Source organism: Pseudoalteromonas sp. RB2-MNA-CIBAN-0110 (genome assembly GCF_040309305.1).
GTDB classification, from domain to species: domain Bacteria; phylum Pseudomonadota; class Gammaproteobacteria; order Enterobacterales; family Alteromonadaceae; genus Pseudoalteromonas; species Pseudoalteromonas arctica.
Map to the genome: position 1 here is coordinate 19924 of NZ_JBEOOQ010000044.1, position 23710 is coordinate 43633.

General features: G+C 40.3%; 19 protein-coding genes and 1 pseudogene. 10 read left to right on the plus strand and 10 right to left on the minus strand.

Translation table 11 applies throughout. The annotated features are described in order from the left end of the window. Positions 1-403: 403 nt before the first annotated feature. Complete coding sequence (locus AAEY68_RS17810; protein WP_350586586.1) at positions 404-1351, minus strand: sodium-dependent bicarbonate transport family permease; 948 nt, start codon at positions 1349-1351, stop codon at positions 404-406. 151 nt (positions 1352-1502) lie between these two features. On the opposite strand from AAEY68_RS17810, the gene AAEY68_RS17815 reads away from it, so the two are divergent. Next, on the plus strand, positions 1503-2447 hold the full coding sequence (locus AAEY68_RS17815) for a LysR family transcriptional regulator (protein WP_350586587.1): 945 nt from the start codon (positions 1503-1505) through the stop codon (positions 2445-2447). A 30-nt stretch (positions 2448-2477) separates the two neighbouring features. On the opposite strand, the gene AAEY68_RS17820 is transcribed toward AAEY68_RS17815, so the two are convergent. The 3 genes from AAEY68_RS17820 to AAEY68_RS17830 all read right to left on the minus strand — a co-directional run bounded on the left by AAEY68_RS17820 (position 2478) and on the right by AAEY68_RS17830 (position 6442). Then, positions 2478-3479, minus strand: coding sequence for a LacI family DNA-binding transcriptional regulator (locus AAEY68_RS17820; RefSeq protein ID WP_010553502.1), 1002 nt, complete (start codon positions 3477-3479; stop codon positions 2478-2480). 75 nt (positions 3480-3554) lie between these two features. Then, complete coding sequence (locus AAEY68_RS17825) at positions 3555-5081, minus strand: MFS transporter (protein WP_350586588.1); 1527 nt, start codon at positions 5079-5081, stop codon at positions 3555-3557. A 32-nt stretch (positions 5082-5113) separates the two neighbouring features. Beyond that, positions 5114-6442 carry a GH1 family beta-glucosidase gene (locus AAEY68_RS17830; RefSeq protein WP_350586589.1) on the minus strand — a complete coding sequence of 443 codons (1329 nt, stop codon included), beginning with the start codon at positions 6440-6442 and terminating at the stop codon, positions 5114-5116. A gap of 238 nt (positions 6443-6680) precedes the next feature. Between AAEY68_RS17830 and AAEY68_RS17835 the strand changes: the two genes are divergently transcribed. Next, entirely contained in the window at positions 6681-9257 is a 2577-nt protein-coding gene (locus AAEY68_RS17835) for a glycoside hydrolase family 3 protein (RefSeq protein ID WP_350586590.1), read from the plus strand. Positions 9258-9587: 330 nt separating this feature from the next. On the opposite strand, the gene AAEY68_RS17840 is transcribed toward AAEY68_RS17835, so the two are convergent. From AAEY68_RS17840 to AAEY68_RS17850, 3 genes are all read right to left on the minus strand, one after another. Beyond that, positions 9588-11075 (minus strand): tryptophan halogenase family protein, encoded by a 1488-nt coding sequence (locus AAEY68_RS17840; protein ID WP_350586591.1) that lies wholly within the window; start codon positions 11073-11075, stop codon positions 9588-9590. Positions 11076-11089: 14 nt separating this feature from the next. After that, positions 11090-12619 carry a tryptophan halogenase family protein gene (locus AAEY68_RS17845; RefSeq protein ID WP_350586592.1) on the minus strand — a complete coding sequence of 510 codons (1530 nt, stop codon included), beginning with the start codon at positions 12617-12619 and terminating at the stop codon, positions 11090-11092. 102 nt (positions 12620-12721) lie between these two features. Further along, positions 12722-15688: a TonB-dependent receptor gene (locus AAEY68_RS17850; RefSeq protein ID WP_350586593.1), complete on the minus strand. Its 2967-nt coding sequence runs from the start codon at positions 15686-15688 to the stop codon at positions 12722-12724. A gap of 483 nt (positions 15689-16171) precedes the next feature. On the opposite strand from AAEY68_RS17850, the gene AAEY68_RS17855 reads away from it, so the two are divergent. The 8 genes from AAEY68_RS17855 (at position 16172) to AAEY68_RS17890 (ending at position 21594) form a co-directional block, all read left to right on the plus strand. After that, on the plus strand, positions 16172-17080 hold the full coding sequence (locus tag AAEY68_RS17855; RefSeq protein WP_350586594.1) for an MBL fold metallo-hydrolase: 909 nt from the start codon (positions 16172-16174) through the stop codon (positions 17078-17080). Positions 17081-17144: 64 nt separating this feature from the next. Beyond that, on the plus strand, positions 17145-17816 hold the full coding sequence (locus tag AAEY68_RS17860) for a hypothetical protein (RefSeq protein ID WP_502935713.1): 672 nt from the start codon (positions 17145-17147) through the stop codon (positions 17814-17816). A 3-nt stretch (positions 17817-17819) separates the two neighbouring features. Next, positions 17820-18494, plus strand: coding sequence for a Crp/Fnr family transcriptional regulator (locus AAEY68_RS17865; protein WP_350586596.1), 675 nt, complete (start codon positions 17820-17822; stop codon positions 18492-18494). A 71-nt stretch (positions 18495-18565) separates the two neighbouring features. Then, positions 18566-18973, plus strand: coding sequence for a hypothetical protein (locus AAEY68_RS17870; protein ID WP_350586597.1), 408 nt, complete (start codon positions 18566-18568; stop codon positions 18971-18973). An 84-nt stretch (positions 18974-19057) separates the two neighbouring features. Beyond that, on the plus strand, positions 19058-19561 hold the full coding sequence (locus tag AAEY68_RS17875; RefSeq protein WP_010553511.1) for an Mpo1 family 2-hydroxy fatty acid dioxygenase: 504 nt from the start codon (positions 19058-19060) through the stop codon (positions 19559-19561). Between the two features lie 60 nt (positions 19562-19621). Continuing rightward, positions 19622-20413, plus strand: a complete 792-nt coding sequence (locus AAEY68_RS17880) for an SDR family oxidoreductase (protein WP_008169689.1) — start codon at positions 19622-19624, stop codon at positions 20411-20413. 61 nt (positions 20414-20474) lie between these two features. Further along, a complete protein-coding gene (locus tag AAEY68_RS17885) occupies positions 20475-21068 on the plus strand; it encodes a DUF2238 domain-containing protein (protein ID WP_007375475.1) in 594 nt (197 codons plus the stop codon). An 82-nt stretch (positions 21069-21150) separates the two neighbouring features. Beyond that, complete coding sequence (locus tag AAEY68_RS17890; RefSeq protein WP_350586598.1) at positions 21151-21594, plus strand: GNAT family N-acetyltransferase; 444 nt, start codon at positions 21151-21153, stop codon at positions 21592-21594. Between the two features lie 106 nt (positions 21595-21700). On the opposite strand, the gene AAEY68_RS17895 is transcribed toward AAEY68_RS17890, so the two are convergent. From AAEY68_RS17895 to AAEY68_RS17905, 3 genes and pseudogenes are all read right to left on the minus strand, one after another. After that, positions 21701-22039: a hypothetical protein gene (locus tag AAEY68_RS17895; RefSeq protein WP_350586599.1), complete on the minus strand. Its 339-nt coding sequence runs from the start codon at positions 22037-22039 to the stop codon at positions 21701-21703. A 44-nt stretch (positions 22040-22083) separates the two neighbouring features. Continuing rightward, entirely contained in the window at positions 22084-22479 is a 396-nt protein-coding gene (locus AAEY68_RS17900; protein ID WP_197173887.1) for a DUF3465 domain-containing protein, read from the minus strand. Positions 22480-22865: 386 nt separating this feature from the next. Continuing rightward, positions 22866-23529, minus strand: a pseudogene (locus tag AAEY68_RS17905) (hypothetical protein). Positions 23530-23710 lie beyond the last annotated feature (181 nt).

A 23710-nucleotide genomic window follows, 5' to 3' on the forward strand; every position in this document is an offset into this window, starting at 1 on the left:
ATCGGATCTATTATGCTTTTTATTGTAGTGTTTTTATGTAGATATTGTTTTATATTTGTGAGCATTTATTAGGGCGTGTTGATCTTTGTGGATTGAAATTTGTTCAATCTAGGGGCGATTTAATCGCGGCGCGAGGTTTGTAACCTAGCGGGCTAAGTAAAAACCGAGCAACAAAGAGTTAATCGTCCCTAGAAAGAACCCAAAGGGCAGCGCATGTTTGGCATTTATGCTGCGTTATCGCCTATTTATGGGGAATAACCACACTACATAGGCTCTGCCTTGCTTAAATACCAGACAGTCTGCTGCAAAATCAATCACGAAAGGTCAACACGCCCTAATGTTAAACCCTATGTAGAATAGGGTTTAACAGATTTTTAAAGTGATAAAATTAGCACTTATTTGTTTATTGCATTATTAGTGCAAGGTGGTGATATAAACCAATACCAACAATCACATTAAACGGAAAAGTTACACCGAGAGAGCTCAGCATAGCAAGACCAATATCGGCTTTAGGAATTGCCGCTTTTATTGCAGCGGGCGCGGCTATGTAAGAGGCGCTGGCCACTAAACTGCCCAATATAACTACCGAGCCTAATTCTAAATTTAAAAGTGTGCCTACTGCTGTGCCAATCGTGCCTAGAAATAGCGGGGTGACAATAGCAAATACCGCTAGTTTCCAATGTTTCCAGGGGATAGGGCGAAGAGTTTGCGCGGCTACTAAACCCATTTCTAGTAAAAATAATGCCAGTACAACTTTAAAGCTACTTGTTAAAAGACTCGTTACTTGGCTACCTTGCACCGTGCCGTATATCATACCGATAACCACGCCGCCAACGAGTAAAATCACACTTTTGTTCGTGAGAGTTTCATGCCAAAGCGCCTTTAACGACAGCTCATTGTTTTGGCTGTTTTCTTTATCAAGCTTTCGGTAAAGCAATAAACCAACAATGATTGCAGGAAGTTCTAGCATCACTAAATACAGGGTGACTTCTGCGCCTACTACCAACTTAGCTGACTCGGCATAGGCGAGTGCAACAGCAAATGTACCTGCACTCACTGAGCCGTAATGTGCGGCAATACTGGCGCTATTAGCAACAGAGAGTTTAATCACGTATTTTAAAATAGGGTAAAGCATCAGTGGTATAAGTGCGCCAAGTAGCATTACCGATCCCATTTCGGGCAGTAGTTGCCAGCTTAAATTACCGTGCAGCACCATACCGCCTTTTAAGCCGATGGTTAACATGAGCAATAAGCTTAATGTGTCGTAGGTGGCTTTTGGAATGGCCAAGTCCGAGCGTAAAACACCCGCTACTAATCCTAAAATAAAAAACATAACAACAATATCTGGCACTGGCTTTCCTTACTAGGTGGTAAATTAAGTGGCGCTATTGTAGATAAAACTTTGTATAGTAAATAATAAAATAAATACGCGTTACATATAGGTATTTATCTATGGGTCGTTTGCTATGTAGCTATTATTAGATAAAGATTATGAGGTTGGTATGGATTTACGACATATATCGTTTAGGTTGCTAGAAGTATTTATGAGCGTGGTTAAAACGGGTTCAATAAGCGAAACCGCAAGGCGCTTACACCTAACGCAGCCAACGGTATCGCTACAAATAAAGCGATTACAAGAAGCCGTAGGCGAGCCATTACTCCTTATACAACAGCAAAAGTTACACGTGACCGATGCAGGGCTTGAGCTATTTAAAACATGCCAACAGGTGTTTGGGCATTTTGAAGACTACCAAGATTTTTTAACCGAGCTTAATGGTGGTTCGCGCGGCCGTTGTAAAATTGCCATGGTTAATACCGCGCAATATATTCTACCGAAACTGCTTGGACCTTATAGTAATTTATATCCCCATGTTGAGCTCCCGCTTGAGATTGGTAACAGGGCAGAGGTGCTTGATAGGTTTGAGCGAGGGGAGGACGATATTTATGTATTTAGCCACCCGCCGTCGCTTGAACACGCACAAGCTGCGCGCTTTTTGCATAATCCACTTGAATTTATAGTGCCGTTAAACCACCCGTTAGCTCATGTAAAAGCCGTTAAATTAACTGATTTAATGCAGTATCGCTTTTTACTTCGAGAAAATGGCTCAGCAACACGTATGTTATTTGAAAGCGAGTTGCAAAGCCGAGGCTTAGTACTGAGCGATAGCGTGCAAATGGCAAGTAATGAAGCAATACGAGTCGCGGTCGCATCGGGGATGGGCATTGCGGTTTTATCACGCCATGTACTTGCAACAGACGATACTAGTTTTAAAATTTTAAACGTAACCGATGCCCATTTAGCGAGTCATTGGTATTTTGTAATGCGAACAGACAGGCACATATCGCATGCTGCACGTAACTTTTTAAAGTTTGCGCAGCAGCACGTAGAGCAATATTTAGATACGCAGTGGGTGCGTAACGAGTTACATAACTTAGATTTAAACTAGATTTAAACTAGATTTAAATTAGGTTTAAAGTTAATTAATATCGGGTGTAGAGTCTCTTAAAATAAGCTTTGGCTGAAACACGTGCTTTACTGTTATGCCGCTTTTTTTGTAAATGTCTTTAAGCACTAAGTTAGCCGCAGCTCGGCCCATTTCGGGAACTGGGTTATCTATTGTAGTCAGTGTTGGGTAGAGGTAATTGGTAAAAATTACGTTATCGAACCCAATAATGGCTAAATCTTTTGGCAGGTTAAAACCGTGTTCGCGGGCGTATTTCATAGCACCCGATGCCATTTCGTCATTGGCGCATACAAGCGCGGTTATTTGCGCTTTATTTTGAATAAAATGCCTTAAGCCGTCGCTTCCGCCGGTTTCTTTAAAGTCGCCTATGTAAAATAGCTTTTCGTCAAAGGTTAGGTTGTACTCTGCTAGGGCTTGTTTGTGACCTTTTAAACGGTTTGACGCGTCTTCTTTAAACTGCGGGCCTGCTATGTACGCAATGTTTTTATGGCCTTTGTTGATCATGGCTTTAGTGGCTAAGTAGCCGCCCATTACGTTGTCGAGGCTAATGCAGTTTTCTTCAATTTCTTTAACGTAGCGGCTCATTAAGTAAATAGGGGTTTTACCTTTACTTAACTCAATTAGGTACTCGTTTGATACAGCTTCTACGTGGGCAATAATAGCGTCGCAATTACGGCCTATTAAAAACTCAAAGCCGCTTTTTTCTTTTTTCTCGTCACTGTGCCCAGGCGTAATAATAACGTGTTTACCCGCTATACGAAGGTGCTCTTCAATGGCTGACATCATTTGACCAAAAAACGGACCATCCAACTCAGAAACTAAAATACCGACGCTGTTTGTAGTGCTAGACGCCAAAGAGCGTGCAATAGAACTTGGCTGATAGCCTAGCTCTTTCATTGCTTCTAATACCTTTTTTTTAGTTTTTTTGCTTACGTAATCGTTGTCGTTAAGTACCCTTGAAACAGTTGATAAAGACACACCTGCCATTTCTGATACTTGATAAATTGTCGCCATTGATGTCCTAGCTTATATGTGTTTTTACTCGCGCTTTATAAAAATATAAAGCGCGAAGAATCATTAAAAGTTAATTTACACATTACTGCGTCTAATTGCTAAGTCTTCTGTTATTTTTTGCGTCATCGCTGAAGTAAGCGGATAAATAAGCATCAATGCGGCACCTAAAAAAGCAAATGCGGCAGGTATCCAGCTCATAAGTAACTGCATACCAGGTAGGGCTTGCGTAATTGTTAGCTCATCCATACCGTTATAGCCGTAGCCTGCAAGTACCACTAATACTAATGCACCTGCAAAACCACCACCGGTTTTTTGCACAAATGTACCCGCAGAATAAATAAGGCCTGTAGCGCGGCGTTTGTTTTTCCACTCTGAATAATCGGCTGAATCACCAAGCATACTAAAAAATAATGTTGGCATCATCGCGGCAAAAAATTCAGCAGCGCAACCAAAGGTAAATACAGCAACTAGGTTATCGCTAGACACCCAGTAAAATGCAGTAGTGAGTATGCCGCTTAGCATTAATGATGCTATAAATAGGTTTCGTTTACCCATAATTTCGGCCAGTTTACCTGTGGCAAGTGCGCCAAATATAGATACAACCAACAAAGCAATAAAGTATTGCCCAGCCATGAGTTCATTAGCTACGTGGTACTTAAAGTAGTACGCAATTACACCGTATTTTATGCCATTAAACATCATGGTTAAAAAACCAATGCCGAGTAACACCAACCAAGGCTTGTTGGTCAGAAGATCAACCATGTCGCGTTGTGATCCCGTTAAGCTTTGCTTATCTTTATTGAGTAATTTTTTAATAACGAATGTCATTGCAGCCATAACAAGGGCAAAAAATACGCCACTGTATAAATCGCGGTAATAAAAAAACAGGGTGGTCGCAAGCAAAGGTAGGATTATAAATGGCAGGCTTTTGGTTAAATCAAACAACTCTGATTTTAAATTGCCTTCATTTGAGGCGTGCGGTGTTACACGCTCTTTGGTAGTCGCAAACGTTATAATCATTAAAATAATAAGTAAGCTGGCAAATAAGTACATAGTAAGCTGATAGCCTTTGGCATCGTCGCCGCCACCAAAAAATGCCACTAGCTCAGGTAAAAAACCCATAACCAATAAGCCACCAGTAAACGCACCTGCAAACCTAAAACCAGAGAGCTTTGTGCGCTCTGTATCGTCTGGTGTCATTACGCCCATAAGTGCCGAGTAGGGCACGTTACTTACGGTGTAAGCAAGCGTTAAACCTATATAAGTTACGTAGGCATAAATAAGTTTGTTGGTGGTGCTAAAGTCGGGTGTAGTAAAACACAACACCATAAACAAGCCCAAAAACGGTGCCGAGTAGAGTATCCACGGTCGAAACTTACCAAAGCGCGACTGCGTTCTGTCGGCAATCATACCCATAATAATGTCGGTTACGCCATCAGACAGCCTTACAACCAAAAACAACATGGCAGCGGCGGCTGCCGATATGCCAAATGTATCGGTGTAAAACACCGCTAAATAAGCAAGCGCGCCGCGCCATACTAAGTTAGCGCCGGCATCGCCCATGGCGTAACCGACTTTTTCGTATAAAGGGAGTTTGTTCACAGTGTGTGTTCTTATTGTTATAAGCCGATAAATTATCGGCTTGTTATTAGTTTACTGTACGCTTTACCGCTGGCTTTAACAGTTCGTTTTTGTGTGTTGTAGTCTACGTGTACTATTCCAAAACGCTTTAAATATCCTTCTGCCCATTCAAAGTTATCCATTAGGCTCCACGCAAAGTAACCATCTACTTTAACGCCTTGCTCGGTTGCGTTATGTAGGGCATTTAAATGCTCGTGGTAATATTCAATACGGTCGATATCTTTTACTTCACCGTCTTTAAATTCGTCAGCCATGGCTGCGCCGTTTTCGGTAATATAAATAGGCGGTAGGGTGTATTTTTCGTTTAACGATACAAGTAATTCTGTAAGCGCTTTGGGATAAATTTCCCAGCCAATATCGGTCATTGGCGCTTTATGTGGCAGCTCATGGTAAAAGTCGGTTTCGCTTGCTTGATAATGCATGCGGGTATAAAAGTTAACCCCTAGGTAATCTAGCGGTTGAGCAATTATTTCCATGTCGCCATCTAAAATATCTGGGCGGTGGGCTTTAGGTAACTGCTTAATAATATCAGGGTATTTACCTTGCATTACAGGTTGCATGTACCATTGGTTTATATAGTCATCAGCAAATGCAGTGGCTTTTAAATCGTCTTCACTTTGGGTAACGGAGTAACAAGGCGTAAAGTTAAGTACAATACCGTTTAGCGTATTTGGGCTATTTTTAGCAAGTACTTGCATAGCTAAACCGTGACCTAGTAATAAGTGGTGCGCGGCTTTACGACCAAATTCACGACCTACAATGCCAGGCGCATGTACGCCAATTTCGTAACCTAAGTAAGAGCTACAAAACGGTTCGTTTAAGGTGGCGTAAGAGTGCACACGTTCCCCAAATGCTTTGGTAATTAAATCTGCGTAATGGGCAAATTCGTAAGCGGTGTTACGGTTTAGCCAGCCACCTTCGTCTTCAATGTGTTGTGGTAAATCCCAGTGGTATAGCGTTACAAAAGCTTTAATGTTACGGCGTTTTAATTCATCTAAAATGTCGGTATAAAACTTAACGCCTGTCGGGTTTAAGTGACCGCTTTTAGTCATTATGCGTGGCCACGAAATCGAGAGTCTGTAAGCGTCTACACCTAATGACTCAATTAAGTTTATATCGTCTTTCCAGCGAGTGTAGTGCTCGCAGGCTACATCGCCATTTGAATTATCGACTATTTTGCCTTCTTTACTGCAAAAGGTATCCCAAATACATGGCAAGCGATCAGCTGCGCCGCCTTCAATTTGAAATGAGGCCGTAGCTACACCATAGGTAAAATTTTTGGCTAAAAGTGGTGAGCCACTAGGTAAAGATAATTGTTTCATTAAGAGAAAACCTCTGCTTCTTTGTAGTAAATTTTGCTTTTATTTATAGTTTATAAATTGCATTGATGGAAGCGCTTCCATATTTAATTTGATTAATCACTAAGGATGGTATTTAATAACTTTGAGGAAGCGCTTCCATATTTAGATTAGTGGCTATTGTTAAACAGGTCAATAGTTAAATTTAAATAACAAATAGGCGTTTCACAAAAACACACTGATACAACACAGGGCTATAAAAATGAAAAAAAGCTTAAACACTAAAAGGTTACACATGCTCCCCATTTTAATAGGAGGATTGTGCGTTTTAAGTGCGTGTAATAAACAAGAGGTTAACGCTAATAATAGCCAAGACGCCTTAGCCAAAAAGGCTGAGCATGAGCAAGGTGATTTATCACTTTGGCCAACGCTTAAAAGTAAGGTAGTGAAAACGCCTGAAATTGAAAATACGATTGCACAGTATTTAAAAACAATGACGCTTGAGCAAAAAGTAGCGCAGATGATCCAACCTGAAATTCGCGATATAACTGCTGCAGACATGCGCAAATATGGTTTTGGTTCGTATTTAAATGGCGGTGGCTCGTTCCCGAATGCTAATAAGCATGCAACGCCTGCAGATTGGATAACGCTTGCTGAAAGCATGTATCAGGCATCAGTTGATGACTCAATTGATGGCAGTAAAATTCCAACCATGTGGGGCACTGATGCAGTACATGGCCATAATAATGTGATTGGGGCGACGTTATTCCCGCACAATATTGGTTTAGGTGCTGCTAATAACCCCGCATTAATTGAGCGCATTGCAGCAGCTACTGCAATAGAGGTAATGGCAACAGGGATAGATTGGGTATTTGCACCGACTGTTGCGGTTGTGCGCGACGACCGATGGGGCAGAACGTACGAAGGCTACTCAGAAGACCCTGCAATTGTACGTGAGTATTCAGCCGCAATTGTAAACGGATTGCAAGGCAGAGCCGATGAAGACTTTTTAAGTGATAAACGCGTAATTAGTACCGTTAAGCACTTTTTAGGCGATGGCGGCACAGTAGATGGTGACGATCAAGGTGACAACATTGATAGCGAAGAGGTGTTATATAATATTCATGCGCAAGGTTATATAGGTGGCTTAACCGCAGGTAGTCAGTCGGTTATGGCATCGTTTAATAGCTGGAATGGTAAAAAAAATCACGGCAATAAATACCTACTTACTGATGTGTTAAAAACAAAAATGGGTTTTGATGGCTTTGTTGTAGGAGATTGGAACGGACACGGACAAGTTGCAGGCTGTACAAATGAAAGTTGCCCGCAGGCTGTTAATGCGGGGCTTGATATTTTTATGGTGCCAACGGGTGCATGGAAACCACTTTATGAAAATACAATTAAACAAGTAAAAGCGGGCACAATAACAATGGCGCGAATAGATGACGCCGTGGCACGTATTTTACGCGTTAAATTACGCGCGGGTTTATTTGATAAACCAAGCCCTGCAAATCGAAAATATTCAGGTAAATTAGAACTAATAGGTGCGCCAGCACATCGCGATATTGCCCGCCAAGCGGTACAAGAGTCGTTAGTACTGCTTAAAAACAACAACCATTTATTACCGCTTAACCCATCAAGCAACATACTTATAGCAGGCGATGCGGCCGATAACATAGGCAAGCAATCGGGTGGTTGGAGTATTACGTGGCAGGGAACTAATAATCAAAATGCAGATTTCCCTGGAGCAACGTCTATTTATGCGGGGCTAAAAACGCAAATAGAGGCTGCTGGCGGTAACGCTATTTTAAGCCCAACGGGTGAATTTAATACCAAACCCGATGTAGCCATTGTTGTATTTGGTGAAGAACCATACGCAGAGGGGCATGGCGATAAAGACAACCTTGAGTTTGAACGTAACAATAAACGCTCTCTTAAAATATTAAAAACATTAAAGCAGCAAGGTATTGCGGTGGTATCGGTGTTTATATCGGGCAGACCAATGTGGGTTAACAGCGAGCTAAACGCGTCAGATGCATTTGTAGCAGCATGGCTTCCTGGCACTGAAGGACAAGGCATTGCAGATGTTTTACTAGCGGATGCAAGTGGGCAGGTACAATACGACTTTAAAGGTAAGTTGTCGTTCTCGTGGCCTAAATCGCCACTTCAAACCGCAGTAAATAAGGGCGATGCTGATTACTCGCCATTATTACCCTATGGCTTTGGCTTAACGTATAAAGATGAAAGTACGCTTGGCAATAATCTAAATGAAGACTCAGGTGTTGATATTAGTAACCTTGCGCCGCTATCTATATTTAATGGCAGTTTTAAAACACCGTGGCGTTTGTTTTTAAATTCAAACAGCGAGCAGCACCAAGTAGCAAGTAACAGTGTAAAGCTCGGCGGCATTACTTATCGCACTGAAGACAAAGCGATTCAAGAAGATGCGATGCAATTTAATTTTGATGGCACTGCAGCCAGCTATATCGAAATTAATAGTAACTTTACCGAAGACAAAGTGGCCTACATTGAAGCAAATTCGGCCCTTAGCTTTAGCTATAAAGTAAACCAAATACCTAGCTCACAGACATACCTTGCAATGAAGTGCGAACAAGGCTGTGGTGGTGAGCTTGATATTACCAATGAGCTTAAAAATGCTGATTTAAATACATGGCAAACCATGAGTATAGATTTAACGTGTTTTGCTAAAAAGGGCGTTGATTTTGCCAGAGTAACCAGCCCTTTTATTATTAAAACGGCAGGAGAGCTTAGTGTTTCAGTTGCAGATATTAGCTTTGAACCACAAAGCGCTAAAAGCGCCGTGGTTAAGTGTGAATAATAAAACGTAAAAGTTGTTGTGTGTACCCAAAGCCCTAAGGGCGTGTTTATCTTTGTGGATTGAAATTTGTTCAATCTAGGGGTAATTTAATCGCGGCGCGAGGTTTGTAACCTAGTGGGCTAAGTAAAAACCGAGCAACAAAGAGTAAATTGCCCCTAGGCAGAACCCTACGGGCAGCGCATGTTTGGCATTTATGCTACGTTATCGCCTATTTATGGGGAATAACCACACTACATAGGCTCTGCCTTGCCTAAAAACCAAACATACTGCTGCAAATTCAACCACCAAAGAACAACACGCCCTAGTAAGGGCTTTTTTTATAAAAAATATTTATGCTGGGCAATACTGTTTTAAAAACTCATGATGAGATGGTAATTGGCTTACGCGTTGCTCTATTTGTTGCTTAATACCGTGTAAAAAACGGGTGAGTTCTTCATCGCTCATCATGCTGGCTATTAAGTGATGTTGATTAGGCTCAATGCCTTGACCAAGCATAACTTGTACCCACGAATCGACTCTAAAAATATCGCCATCGTCTAAAAACACACGGCCGGTTTGTTTAAACAAATCAATTTTATGCTGAAGTGTTTTTGGCACCTCCATCGCACTACAGTGTTGCCAAAACTCGCTGTCATCGCGATTAGTTACTTTGTAGTGCAGCACAATAAAGTCGCGAATATTTTCAATTTCGCTTTTAAGTTGTTTGTTGTATTCGTCAATTGCGTGATTGGTAATGCCATTAAACGGAAATAAACGCATAAAGCGAATAATACCCGACATAATTAAGTGAATGCTGGTGGACTCAAGTGGCTCTACAAAACCGCTAGCGAGGCCAAGGGCTAAGCAGTTTTTATTCCAGCCCTTTAAGCGCCGCCCTGTTTTAAATTTAATAATACGCGGCTCTGTAAGCGCCTCGCCCTCAATGTTATTTAATAATAGCGCTTTGGCTTGTTCGTCATCCATATATTGGCTGCAATAAACTAATCCGTTGCCTACACGGTTTTGCAGCGGTATACGCCATTGCCAGCCGCTTTTGTGGGCAATAGAGCGGGTAAGTGGCAATACGGTATCGCTGGTTGATTTTGTTTGCACGGCAATCGCGCTGTTACACGGTAGTAAATGCGACCAGTCTTCGTAGCCAGTATGCAATGCTTGCTCTATTAATAAGCCTCTAAAGCCGGTGCAATCAATAAAAAAGTCGCCGTTAATGTGCTCGCCATTATTTAAAGTAAGTGATTCTATATGGCCCGTTTTAGTGTTTTTTACTACTTTTTGTATTTTACCTTCAATGCGTTTTACACCTAATGGCTCTGAAAATTCACGCAAAAACTGCGCGTAACGCGTAGCATCCATATGGTAAGCATAGTTAATGGGGTTTTGCTGATTAAACGCAAATTTACCGCTTTTAGCCGCTTGCAGCTCGTAGCAGTAATCGCCAAATGGGTTGTTTATTCCTAAAGTTTTACCTTGCAGCCAAAAGTGATGAAATTCACCCGCCCAACATTCTTTGCCCGTTGCGCCAAATGAGTGAATATAATGCGTGTTTTCATCGCCCCAGTTTTCAAAGCTAATACCGAGTTTAAAACTGGCTTGAGTGGCTTTCATAAATGCTTGCTCGTTTATACCCAGCAATTTATGAAATGTACGAATAGGCGGAATTGTTGCTTCGCCAACACCTACAGTGCCAATATCGTCAGATTCAACAAGGGTTATGTTTATATTGTTACCAACTAGTTTAGCAAGTGCCGCTGCGGCCATCCAACCTGCAGTGCCGCCTCCAGCAATTACTACGTTTTTAACAGCGTTTGTTTTAGTCATTATGTGGCTGCCCATTATTTTGATAAAAGATGATTTAAAAGCGCGCGATTACTTGGCAGTCCGTCTAAGCACTGTGCTATTTTTTCGCGGTTTTGCTGATAATAGTAATCCCCAGCACGTGGGTCGTTAAATGTATTTTGTGTAGATACTGTTTGTGTATTAAAGCCCATGCCATATAAAACGTATTGATAACTGCTTGATGAAAACACTTCTTCGTTTTCAATAAAATCAAAGCGGCTAGGGGGTTGAAATTGCCAAAGTTTAAGTAAGTTTTGCAGGCGCTCGGGCGCGGTATTTAAATTACTAATATCTTGCCAATAAGGAGTGTCGTCGCGCTCGCTTAGCACATAATGAAGTTTTAAAAACTCAATAACGCGCTGCCAACGAGTACTAAAACGATCATTAAAGCGTGTTTCAAGCTGGCTCATGTGGGTGCGGTTTTGCGGGAGTTGCTCGCTTATCATGCTAATTGAAAGCTCAACCATGGCAAGTGCTGACGCTTCAAGAGGCTCTAAAAAGCCAGCTGACATACCTACGGCAACACAGTTTTTAATCCAAAATTTTTGCCTGTAACCAGGGCTAAATTTTAATACGCGGTAGGTAAGTTGCTCAGCTTGTTGCTCACTGGTACTTTTAGCTATGTAGCTTTTTAGAGTATTTGTTGCGCTTTCATCGCTTTGATATTTACTACTAAATACATAACCTGTACCACGGCGTGTTGGCAGGGCTATATCCCAAACCCAGCCGTTACTTTGCGCTGTAGATAGCGTAGCAGAGGCAATTGGCTGATCGGCGTGTGCATTAGGTATTTGCGCCGCAACAGCGCTGTTATTAAATAAAATATGATCTTGCGCTATAAACTCACTATTAAAATGCTCACCAATTAAACGAGCACGAGAGCCTGAGCAATCTATAAATAAATCACCTGTTATATCGCCATTATTATTTGTTTTTAATGAAGCAATATAGCCATGCTCGTCGTTAATAACCTCGGTTACATCGTCGATAATATGTGTAACGTTTAGGTTTTTAACGCAGTAATTTTTTAAAAACTCAGCAAATTTACCCGCATCTAAATGATAGCCATAGTTGGTGACCGCTGCATATTCGGGTGTTTGTAATTGCTTTGGTGCAAGTGCTGCTTGGCATACAAAGCTTTGCATATTAACAACGTCGGCAAATTTTTGATCAGGTGCAATACGTTGCCAACTGGCGTGTAAATTAGTGTGCTCGTAGCCTTGTGGATTCATAAAAGGGTGGTAGTAGTTTTCTCCCTCGCTGAGGTTTCGCCAATTTATAAATTTAGAACCTTGCTTAAATGATGCGTCGCACTGGGTTATAAAATCACTTTCTTTAATGCCAATGCGCTGTAGGGTGTTGCGCATTGACGGCCACGTGCCTTCGCCCACACCCAATATAGGCACATTTGCCGACTCCACTAACGTTACATTAAGGTGCGGGTGTTCGGCGGCTAATAAGCCTGCGCTTAGCCAGCCGGCAGTACCACCACCTAAAACGACTATTTTTGTTATTGGTTTGGTCATGAGTTAACACCCTAAAGTTGATAACATTTAAACTAGCATTAATACTGTTTTAAATACAAAAAAGCCGCTAGTAAAAACTAACGGCTTTACTTTGTATTACCTTTAGAAGTTGTAACGCATACCAATATTGTAACGTGCGCCTAGCTGTTGTAGGTTCCACAATTGAACTGACGTACGGCCATGTTCGCGGCTGTTTTGTTCAGTAATATTAAGGCCTTCAACAAAAAACGATAGTTGCTCGCTGTAGTTGTACGCAACATTAAAGTCGATTTGATAATATTCTTCAGTAAAGCCTGGCTCATTTACGTATCGAGCTGCGCTATTTAAAAACTTATCACGCCAGTTGTAAGCAATACGTGCTTGAAAATCGTCGTTTTCGTACATTGCAATAAAGTTAGCTGTATCGCTTAAACCCACTAATGCAAATTGTGTTGTAGTAGGGTCAGCGTTTACATCAAAGTCGATGTCGCCATTAACTGTGGTGTAGTTTGCTTGCACCCCAAAACCGCTTTCACCAAAAAAGTGCTGAAAGGCAATTTCAAAACCATCAATAGTCGCATTTTTATTGTTGGTAGGTACTTGCGCTGTAAATTCTAGTAATGGGTCATCGCTGTTAGCAATTACATCGTAAGCGGCTTCAAATTCTTCGTAGGTCATAGAGTCAAAATCAACGTTGTTTTCTGTTGCGGCAACCATTTGAAATAAGTTTGAATCGGTTACTGCAAGTCCGCGAGATTCTAGCTCAGCAATGGCAGCTTGAGCGCGAGGGCCCGCTGTTGCATCGCGTAATCCGTAGTAGTTTTGCGTCATGGGTGTTAAACCAATAAAGTTTTCGATGTCTTTAGTGTAATAACCTACCGACACATAACTTGTTTCTGCAAAGTACCACTCAGCCGATACATCAATATTATCTGATTCAAGCGGCACTAAACCAGGGTTACCCGTTGACGCAGTAGCCGGTGAAGAACCCGCTAAAAGAGTAGGGGCACCCGGTACACCAACAGTCGCTGCTGAACTTAAGTTGTCGTAAGTTGGGCGAGCAATTGTAGTGCTATAAGAAAAACGCGCTTTTACGTTTTCAATTACTTCTATGTCAAAGTCAAAGCTTGGTAAAAAGTGATCGTAGCTAGATTTAAGCGTGAAATCTTCTTTATCTGAGCCAAAGCGAACGTTAAAGTCGTTATTACCTTCCCATGCTACTGCGTTAGGTAAATCGATATTAGCCGTTGAGGTAATGTCAGTAGACTCTTGGCGTGCGCCAATCACAATGTTGTATGGCATATCGCCAATGTAGCCGTTGTAAGTAAATTGCACAAACGCTGCGGTTATGTCTTCTTCAATGGTGCGGTTAGTTGCAAATGCGCCATCGGCTGCAAAGTTAAAGCCGTATTCTTCACCTGCCCAGTAACCAATTTGCGATGCGCTGCCGGTATAACCTTGGTTGAACGAGCCCGATGTATCGTAGTCGTCAAACTCAGCTAAAAAGTTTGTTGGGTTTAGGTAGCCATCAGGTAGCTCGCCTGGGTTTTCTATCCCCCAGTTACCCATTGTATTACGTGTAAGTGATTGCAGTGAATGGCTTTCCATAGAGCGAGACTCTATACCAAAGTCAATTGCGCCGTTTTCAATTTCGTATTTACCATGGATTCTAAATTCTGTGATTTCAGACTCTTGGCGAGCAAAGTTAGAATCTAAAATAGACGTACCCACATCAGAGGCATCTAACGTGTTATTACAATTTAGGTTGTCTCGGCGGCAATCATCAAAATCGATACTCATTGATGGAAGCTCACGGCTAAAATCAACTTCTTGTGCGTTAACTACGTTTGCGCCCAAGCCTGCGTTTACCCAGCTGCCGTAAGGTGCATCTGGTTTGCTAGTGGCTTTTGAATTGTGCGCATCAAACATAAAGCTCAATTCTGAATTGAAATAGTATTCAACGTTTAAACCAATAGAATCGTTTTGATTAACCTGGTTTAGCTCTTGAAACGCTAAACCTAAATCGCGTGTTTGCTGATCGCGACGTTCTTCTCGGTAGTAAATAGGGGTTTTTACCGTGTTATCGTCAAATGTTAGCGCGCTTTTGTAGTTATCCATCCATATTGATTGCTCAGCACGGGCTTCGAACAAGTCTTGCTTAGAGTACGTGTAATCAAGCGTGGCTGTTAAATCGTCAATTGGGCTGTACTGCAGCGTTAATTGTGCGTTTGTACGAGTACGTTCTCTGTCGGCAATGGTGTAGCGCAAATCTGATGGCATTGAATAAAGCTGGCCAACAGCGGGTGCATTAGTTAAAACAATATCGTCTGCAGCTTGTGGGATTGTGCCGTCAAAAGCAGATGTATTCCATTGATTTACAAACGCACCTGTTGATGAGCTATCGCGCTGTTGCATGCTTGCAGTTAACGAGGCACCAAATTTAGCTTCACTGTCGGTCCAGCTAATTAAGCCCGAAAGCTCAGGTGTTATGTCATCACCAACGCGGTTTGTTGAGTCGTGTAATGCTTTTACGCCAATGCTTGAAACAAAGCCTGGATTGTCGAGTGGGCGAGCCGTATTAATATTAATTGTTGCGCCAATACCACCTGATGCAATACTTGCTTTACCTGTTTTGTATACTTCAACCGATTTAACGCTATCAGACGCTAAGTTTGCAAAGTCAAAAGCACGAGAGCTGGGTGTACCACCGCCTGAAGGCAATGAAGCTGCCGGCATAGTACGACCGTTTAGGGTTACCATATTGTAGTCGGGACCAAAACCACGAACCGTTACTTTAGAGCCTTCACCATTTGAACGATCAATCGACACGCCCGTAATACGCTGTAGCGACTCGGCTAAGTTGGTATCGGGGAATTTACCAATATCTTCAGCTGATATAGCATCTACAACACCTGCGGCGTCGCGTTTTAATCGAGTTGACTCTTTAATACTGCTTTTAAAACCAGTAACTTGAATTACTTCAACATCTGTATTTGCTTCTTGTGCATATACAGGTAAAGAGATTGATGCGCCTAAAATCAGAGATAGGCTGGTCGCTATCTTTGTTTTTCTTACAATATGGTTGGACATTCGGTTTCCCTCGCACTTTTATCATTATTATTAACAGCTGTATGGGGCTGTTATTGTGTAATTATAAACATTGTCAAATGTATGGAAGCGCTTCCAGAAAAGTTTATTTTACTGAGCTTTGTGGAAGCGCTTCCAGAAATGCTAGTTTAAATTTTAAATAGGGTCAACTATTGTTTTAATAAAATGAGACTAAATTGTTTTTAAAATGTATGTTTTTTAGATTTAATTTTATTTAAATTATAAATTACAAGTAGTTATAAAAAGCCGTTTTAAATAGTTGTGTAACAACATTTTATTATAAGAAAACCGATTATTGATTCATTTAGTTATTTGAACACTTTTATAAGGTGTTTAAATCAGCTTTTAGTAAGGGCTAAAATTAATAAGTAGGCCGTTGGTCACTCAACTAGGACAAAACTTAAATTACTTATTACACTCAGCCATAGACTCAACTTAAAACACTATTTATAGGTATTAATAATTATGAGCAATGTAAAACAAGGATTAGCTGCAACCGTTTTAATTATGGCGTCGTTTAGTAGTATTGGCGCGCAGCAATGTAGTGATGTAAGTTTGCAAATTTTAGGCTCGGGTGGCCCTGAGCTTGACGATGGTCGCGCAGCAACAAGTTACCTTATATGGCACGAAAATAAAGCCAGAGTGTTAGTTGACGTAGGCTCTGGTGCCAGTATTGGGTTTGATAAAGCAGGTGCAAAATTTAGTGATGTTGATGCCATTTTATTAAGCCATTTACACACTGATCATGCTGGCGATTTACCTAGTTTTATAAAAGGCAGTTACTTTACATCACGCGATAAAGCACTTGCGATATTTGGCCCCCAGGGCAACCGTGTAATGGCTTCTACTAACGAATATGCACAAGCGTTACTAGGTAAGCAGGGCGCATTTAGATACTTAAGTGATTACGTAGAAGGTAATGAAAACTACAAATTAGATATTCGTTCTGTTGCACCAACAAAACAAAATGAATTTAAACAATCACTACAAAGTGATTTGACTGTTAATGCAATGACAGTTAACCATGGACCTATTCCGGCTTTAGCGTGGAAAGTGAGTATAGCAGGATGCGAACTTGTGTTTGCAGGCGACATGACCGACAAGTTCGGCACATTTACTGACTTTGCTAAAAATGCCGATGTAGTGGTTATGCACAACGCAATTGATGAAAACGCATCGGGCGGGGCTAAAAATTTACACATTACCCCAAGTCAAATCACTAAGGTATTAATTGAGGCTGCACCTAAAACGGCGGTTCTATCTCATTTTATGAATCGGTCATTAAAAAATCAGCAATTGTTTAAAAAATCGTTAATTAAATCACTAAAAAGTAACGTAGTTTTTGCAGAAGATGGTTTAAAAATAAACTTATAAAGTATTGCGCATAAGAGTGTTGCGGGCCGCTAGTTTTATCGCTATTTTAAAGGCTCTCTCATAGATGGATTTTATTATGCGCATTAAATTTTTAGCGAGCTTTTATTCTTTCTTCTTGTTTGCACTGTTTGGTTGCGACGACCAAAGCATGGCAATGCAAGATAGCCCTCAGCTAAATAGTAATGCAAGTAACTTACCCTCTAATCTCAAAGAAAACACACCTCCAGCAGCTCAAACAAACGAACCCGCTTTAGTGGTCGGTATGCTAGCAACACATTGTAAAAGTAATGAAGCAGCCTACATTAACGCAAAAATGCATAAAGTTGTGCGTAACCCAGATGAAAGTACAGCCTACAAGTTAGAGCCTACCGATAAAGTGCTTTCTATTTGTGTTGCAAAAGATGACTCATCGCTTAGTTATCGATTTGGTAGAGTTAATGACATAGGGCTTGAAAAAGAAGCAACACCAGATGCACCATTTGGTAGTTACTACAGGCAAGTAGGGCGTATTGGCGAGAGTATTTTATTTTTTAGTAACGGCGAATATCATTATTATATTATTAACTCAGGCGGTATGGGCAGCGGTGTAACCGTTAATGTTTATAAAAACGATACATTAATAACTGAGCTGTTTTCGGGTAATGATCCTTACGATGATTTTGTTATAGCAACCGATTTAAATTTCCCTAAAAAATTGGTTATCGAAAAACAGCCATTTAATAAGCAAATGCAGTAAATAATGACTCCACAGCAGCAAAACGTTATAGAGCAAGGGCATTGGTTTAAAAACCGTAGCGCTTATTTAAAAAGCTTTTTATTAACGCAGGGCAAAACGCTCTCGCTAAAAGCTCAGCAATCATTATTTTTGCGAGGTGATAAGCACGATGGAATTTATGCCGTACTTAGCGGCGTGGTGCGTATTAGTGGCGTAAGTAACGAAGGCAAAGAAGCCGTATTGAGCTTTATTGATTCATCATTGTGGTTTGGCGAAGTTACCTTGTTTGATGGTGGCCTGCGTACTCATGACGTATATGCACAAACTGATGTTGTGCTTTTTTACGTTCCCCAACGCGAGCTTGAACAGCTATTAAACGAACAGCCACAATATTGGCAAGAGTTTGGTTTATTGCTGGCACAAAAGTTACGCCTAATGTTTACCTCAATGGAAGATCACGCATTACTAAGTGCTGAGCAAAAAGTATGCAATCGACTTTTAATGCTCAGCGAGCATACAGAGGACTTAACACCACTTGTTTTATCTCAGCAGCAACTTGCTGATATGACCTACCTAACGCGCCAAACTATTAATCAAATACTGCAACAGCTTGTTAGCCTACAAGCCATTAGTTTGGGGTATCAACGCATAACTGTTTTAGATAAACAAAAGTTACAGGCGCGTGCTACACAGGCTTAAATAGAGGCTGTTTTATTTAGTTGGAACCAAAATTGCTATAGATAATGTAACGCAACAATGGATTTGAGCTAATGACTACAATAACCTTTAAAAATCAATATAGTAATTATAACTCTCCTACAGTAAATAAAGCGGCAGGTCCAAGCGAAGTTGCGGCAACTAATGTCCTTCCTAATGAAAAAACAAGTGATGCTAAAGGCATTACCTCAGCCCCTAAAGAACCAACGTTTTTAGAAAGTGCTCAAGAAGCGTTGGTTTATCAGCGCTTAGGTGTAAACAAAAACAAAATAGACGAGCTAAAAGCGACAATAGAAGAGCTCATTAAAGAACAGCAAAGTGAGGGCGCAGACCCTAGCGCAATTGCTGATAAAATAGAGGAACTTCAAAAAATGCTTGAGCAAGAGTATCAAAAAGGGCGCGAGCGAACGGATATGCAAGGTGAGCATGAGCCGGGTAAAATAATTTCTGCATTTGTTTAATTTACAAAATGTCGGATACCTGACATTGTTGTTGTGTCTACTTTTGCTAAAGTAAGTTTTATATATAAAAATAAAGGCAAAACAATGAAAACACTTCAACAGCAACTTGGTAAATATGGTTTGTATCATCGTTCTAAACGTAATGTACTAACGCACTTTATTGGTATTCCGCTCATTGTATTTGCAGCGTTGTGTTTACTAGCGCGCATTCAAATACCCCTTGGTAGTGTAGTAATTGATGGTGCACAACTTTTTGTATTAGCGTCGGTTGTTTATTATTTTATGCTGAGCTTTTCGCTTGGCTTTATTATGGCCGTGATATTCACTTTACTCCTTGTTGGTGCTCAGCCTATTGCGGCAATGGCGTTTTGGCCTTGGTTGAGTATTGGCGTAGGTGTGTTTGTATTTGGCTGGGTATTACAGTTTATTGGGCACTATTACGAAGGTAAAAAACCGGCGTTTGTAGATGACCTAATTGGTTTAATTATTGGTCCTTTGTACGTAACTGTTGAACTACTATTTTTAATGGGTTTTTACAAAACATTAGAAGATGAAGTAAACGCAATAGCAGGTCCTACAAAGGCGTAAAATATTTTACTAAGTACCTTTATAAAACCTAATAAATAACAATAAAAGGGCAGATAACGCATGCAATATAATAATAAAACCGTGTGGATCACCGGCGCATCATCAGGTATTGGTAAAGAGCTTGCTATACAATTTGCCGAGCTTGGAGCGCGCGTTATTTTATCGGCGCGCAATGTAGATAAACTAAACGATTTAAAAGCAACGCTTAAAGGCGAAGGGCACTTAGTTGTGCCGCTGGACTTAGCACAGCCAGAGCATGTACTGAGTACAATAACAGCAAAAATGAGCGAGCTTCCTGCAATAGATATTTTAATTAATAACGGCGGCGTATCGCAGCGTAGCTTATTTTTAGAAAACGACTTTAACGTGTACCGCCAATTAATGGAGGTTAATTACTTTGGCTTAATTGCACTTACTAAAGCTGTATTACCTACTATGGTGGCAAGGCGCAGTGGTTCAATTGTGTCTATTAGTAGTGTGGCGGGTAAAGTAGGTTCAAAATTTAGAACGGGTTATTCGGGTTCTAAATATGCGGTTGTTGGTTTTATGGATTGCCTACGTGCAGAAGTAGCACAACATAATATTCATTGTTTAACAATTTGCCCAGGCTCTATTAAAACAGCAATTGCGCATAACTCACTAAACGAGCAAGGCATAGCGCAAAATAAACCAGAAGAGTCGATAGAAAATGGCATGGATGTAAGCGTAGCTGCTTCAAAAATGATTCGTGCCATTAGTAATAAAAAAGACGAAGTGATTATTGGCAAAGGTTTAAGTGGTTGGGCGCCCACAATTAAGCGCTTTTTTCCTACTTTGTTTAATCGCATTACTGCAAAAACAAACTATAGGTAGCGTCGTTTATTTCAAAGGCGTAAAATGCCGTAAATTTGATCAATTTAGAAAAGGATTCTAAATGAAGTATTTATGGCTGAGCCTGTTTTTTATTGTATTAATTTGGTCTGGTATTAACCCAAAAGATCAATTTACATGGCTGCTTGAAGTTATCCCCGCAATTATTGGTTTAGTGCTGCTAGCAAGTACCTATAGCCACTTTAAACTTACTCCTATTTTATATACATTTATTTTAGCGCATTGCATTGTGCTGATGATTGGCGGGCATTACACCTACGCCGAAGTCCCTTTTTTCGATAATCTATTTGGTAGCGAGCGTAATAACTACGACAAAGTAGGGCACTTTTTTCAAGGGTTTGTACCTGCACTACTAGCACGCGAAATTTTACTGCGCAAAAAAGTAGTAAATGGTCGAGGTTGGTTAATCACCTTTGTTATTTCGGTATGTTTAGCATTTAGCGCGTTTTACGAATTAATAGAATGGTGGGTTGCAGTATTAAGCGGCGAAAACGCAGAAGCGTTTTTAGGCACGCAAGGTTACGTGTGGGATACCCAATCAGATATGGGACTGGCGTTATTTGGGGCTATTTGCTCGCTGTTAGTACTTTCAAGAGTACACGACAAACAGCTTAAAAACGTTAAAGATTATTTATAGACTATAGGAACGTTAAATACTATTTATAGGAACGTTCTATAGAAATGTTTATAAAAACATTGATAAAAAAGACTACTAACTTATGACAGTAAACATTAGTAACTACTCAATAAGCACAGAAAAAAGCAAACTTAACTTTAACGTTATTTATAACTTTATTGCTAATAGCTATTGGGCCAAAGGCATTCCTAAAAGCGTGATGCAATCGGCTATTGATAACTCAATGTGCTTTGGTGTTTACAGCGCTCATAACGAACAAGTTGGCTTTGCCCGAGTAGTGACCGATAAAGCAACCTTTGCCTATTTAGCCGATGTATTTATTGCCCCGCACTCGCAAGGTAATGGGCTGAGTAAGTTACTTATTAATACGATAGTAGAGCACCCTGAGCTGCAAGGGCTCAGGCGCTTTTTATTAGCTACTTCTGATGCGCATGGCCTTTATGCGCAATACGGGTTTAAACCGATAGATAACCCCGCACTACTAATGCAAATAAATCCTGAGAATGTGTATGGTAATATTAAGTAGAGAATACATTCTAAAGTGGGGATTATTATTGATGATTCATTATATAGCTAATTAGTAAGCTATTTTTTAAGTTATCAACTTTCTGACAGCAGGTATTAATACTCCTTTAAATACGATATTTTTTCTTCATTGATAGAGAAAAAGAAAGTACAAATAGAGCCAACCACCAAGCAGCAAATACCCACAATCCAGGCTTAAGCTCACACCATTCTGTAATGTTAATAACACCATATATGAACAGACTTAGAGAGATGAATGGTAAAATAAATAGGGAGTAAAACAGATATATAATAAAGTTTGATAGAAGTTTTTGATACAGTTTATGCTCATTATTAGAGCGAAACTCGATCATTAAAAAAATACATTGTGAAGATATAAGCAAGGTAATTACTTGTAATAAACACCAGCCTAAAGCCGCTAGAATCGCTATCCATTGCATTGTCATTTTTCGTTTTCCTTGCGCTTTTACTTGAAGAGACCGTTATGAAGCTATTGGTACGTTTTACCTTTGTGCTTTAACCAACCATCAACGTGATGTCCATTTGGATCTTTATGAGTCCAGTGTACTACGCCCCCTTTTTTATTCCACTCATACTCACCGTAAAATTGAACAGTATCACCCTTTGAAATCAAATTAATTCTTGGGGCAAGGTCAATATTATGTGCAATTAAAATAGTAATACCTGTACTTAATTTAAGAATAAATTTTTGATGACGTGAGCCTTGATTATCATCGTTTAATATACGAACAACAATTCCCGAATCTTGTACTTGAACGTTACTTTGGTGATTTTTGTATGCTTCATTCAGGGATGTAGCATTTACAAAATTTGACCACTGTAGAAAAGTAAACCCGACTAAAATATATATTAATAACTTACGCATACATTAAATCTTCCTTAGTTCTATAACGCCACAAAAACGGCTGTAATCTGTGAAGTACGGATAATAGTATGATGGTTTTTAGTTGAGGTGTAATCAATTCTTAACTGACATTCTTTTTACTTTCACTTGGCAGTAATCAAAAAATACTAAATCTGTATAGATTATTAGTATAGATTATTAAACCAGACAGCCACTCCAAATAAATAAAGTCAATCTAGGCTAGATTCACTTTTTAGGTTAAGAATTTATCTTTTACTACTCGGTTACTTACTTTTCATCCATAAAATAACTCATTATCACGCTTAAACCTAAATTAAGCGCATGAAAATAACTGCATAATGCAGTTGTGATTTATTACTGAATAGTTTTACTGAGTAGTTTAAATTTTATGCCAGTAGTTTTTCGCAGTTACTGATATTCGCTCGCCGCTTTCGCTTTAAGTTTTCACAATAACTTGCTTGTGAGGCTGGCCTGCCTACTGCGCCATGAAATACGCGCGTAAATTGGGTTGTAAGCTTTAACCAGTTTTCGGGGGAAATATGAACTCTTTCGAGTAAGGGTAAGTGTGTACTTTCAATATAACCACGTTTACCCTCTCGTATACAGCGCCCTGTTAATTCAACAAGTTCAAGGTACGATTTAAGCTCAAACGGGAGTCCTTTTGGCATTATCTGACGTGGCATGCCTGCAAAGCGCAGTAGTTGTTTTGGTTGTTTGCCTTCTTTTGCATATGTTAGTCGCTGTTTAACGCTGGTGTGGTCTGATTCCTCAGGCGTGTTAGCCATTTTAGCTCTAATTAGGTTTAAATCGACATACGCCATACAGCACTAAGTGCGTATGATTACTCATAACGGTATAAGCACATATATCAATACAAAATACCTTAGCTAACTCAAGCAGCTTAACTTCAACCCAGCCTCTGGGGTGCTCGTAAGGTTGACCTGTAAAGTGGTCTTCACCACATAAAAATGCACGGCGCACGCAACGCGAAATACAGTGATAATATTTTGTATCAACCAAACTTACTTGACGCTTTCTTGCAATTGCCATGTGACACCCTGCTTGTTTTTTGCACTAAACAAAGGCTAGCCTCTAACTTCGAAAAGTGCAAAATTTAGGATGGGTGTCTTGTTAATTATCCTCTGCTTTAACGACTTGTATGGATAATAAACCCATAAATTAATTAATATTAATACCAGGTTCGGGTAATGTGAGACCCAGGCTTTAGCAG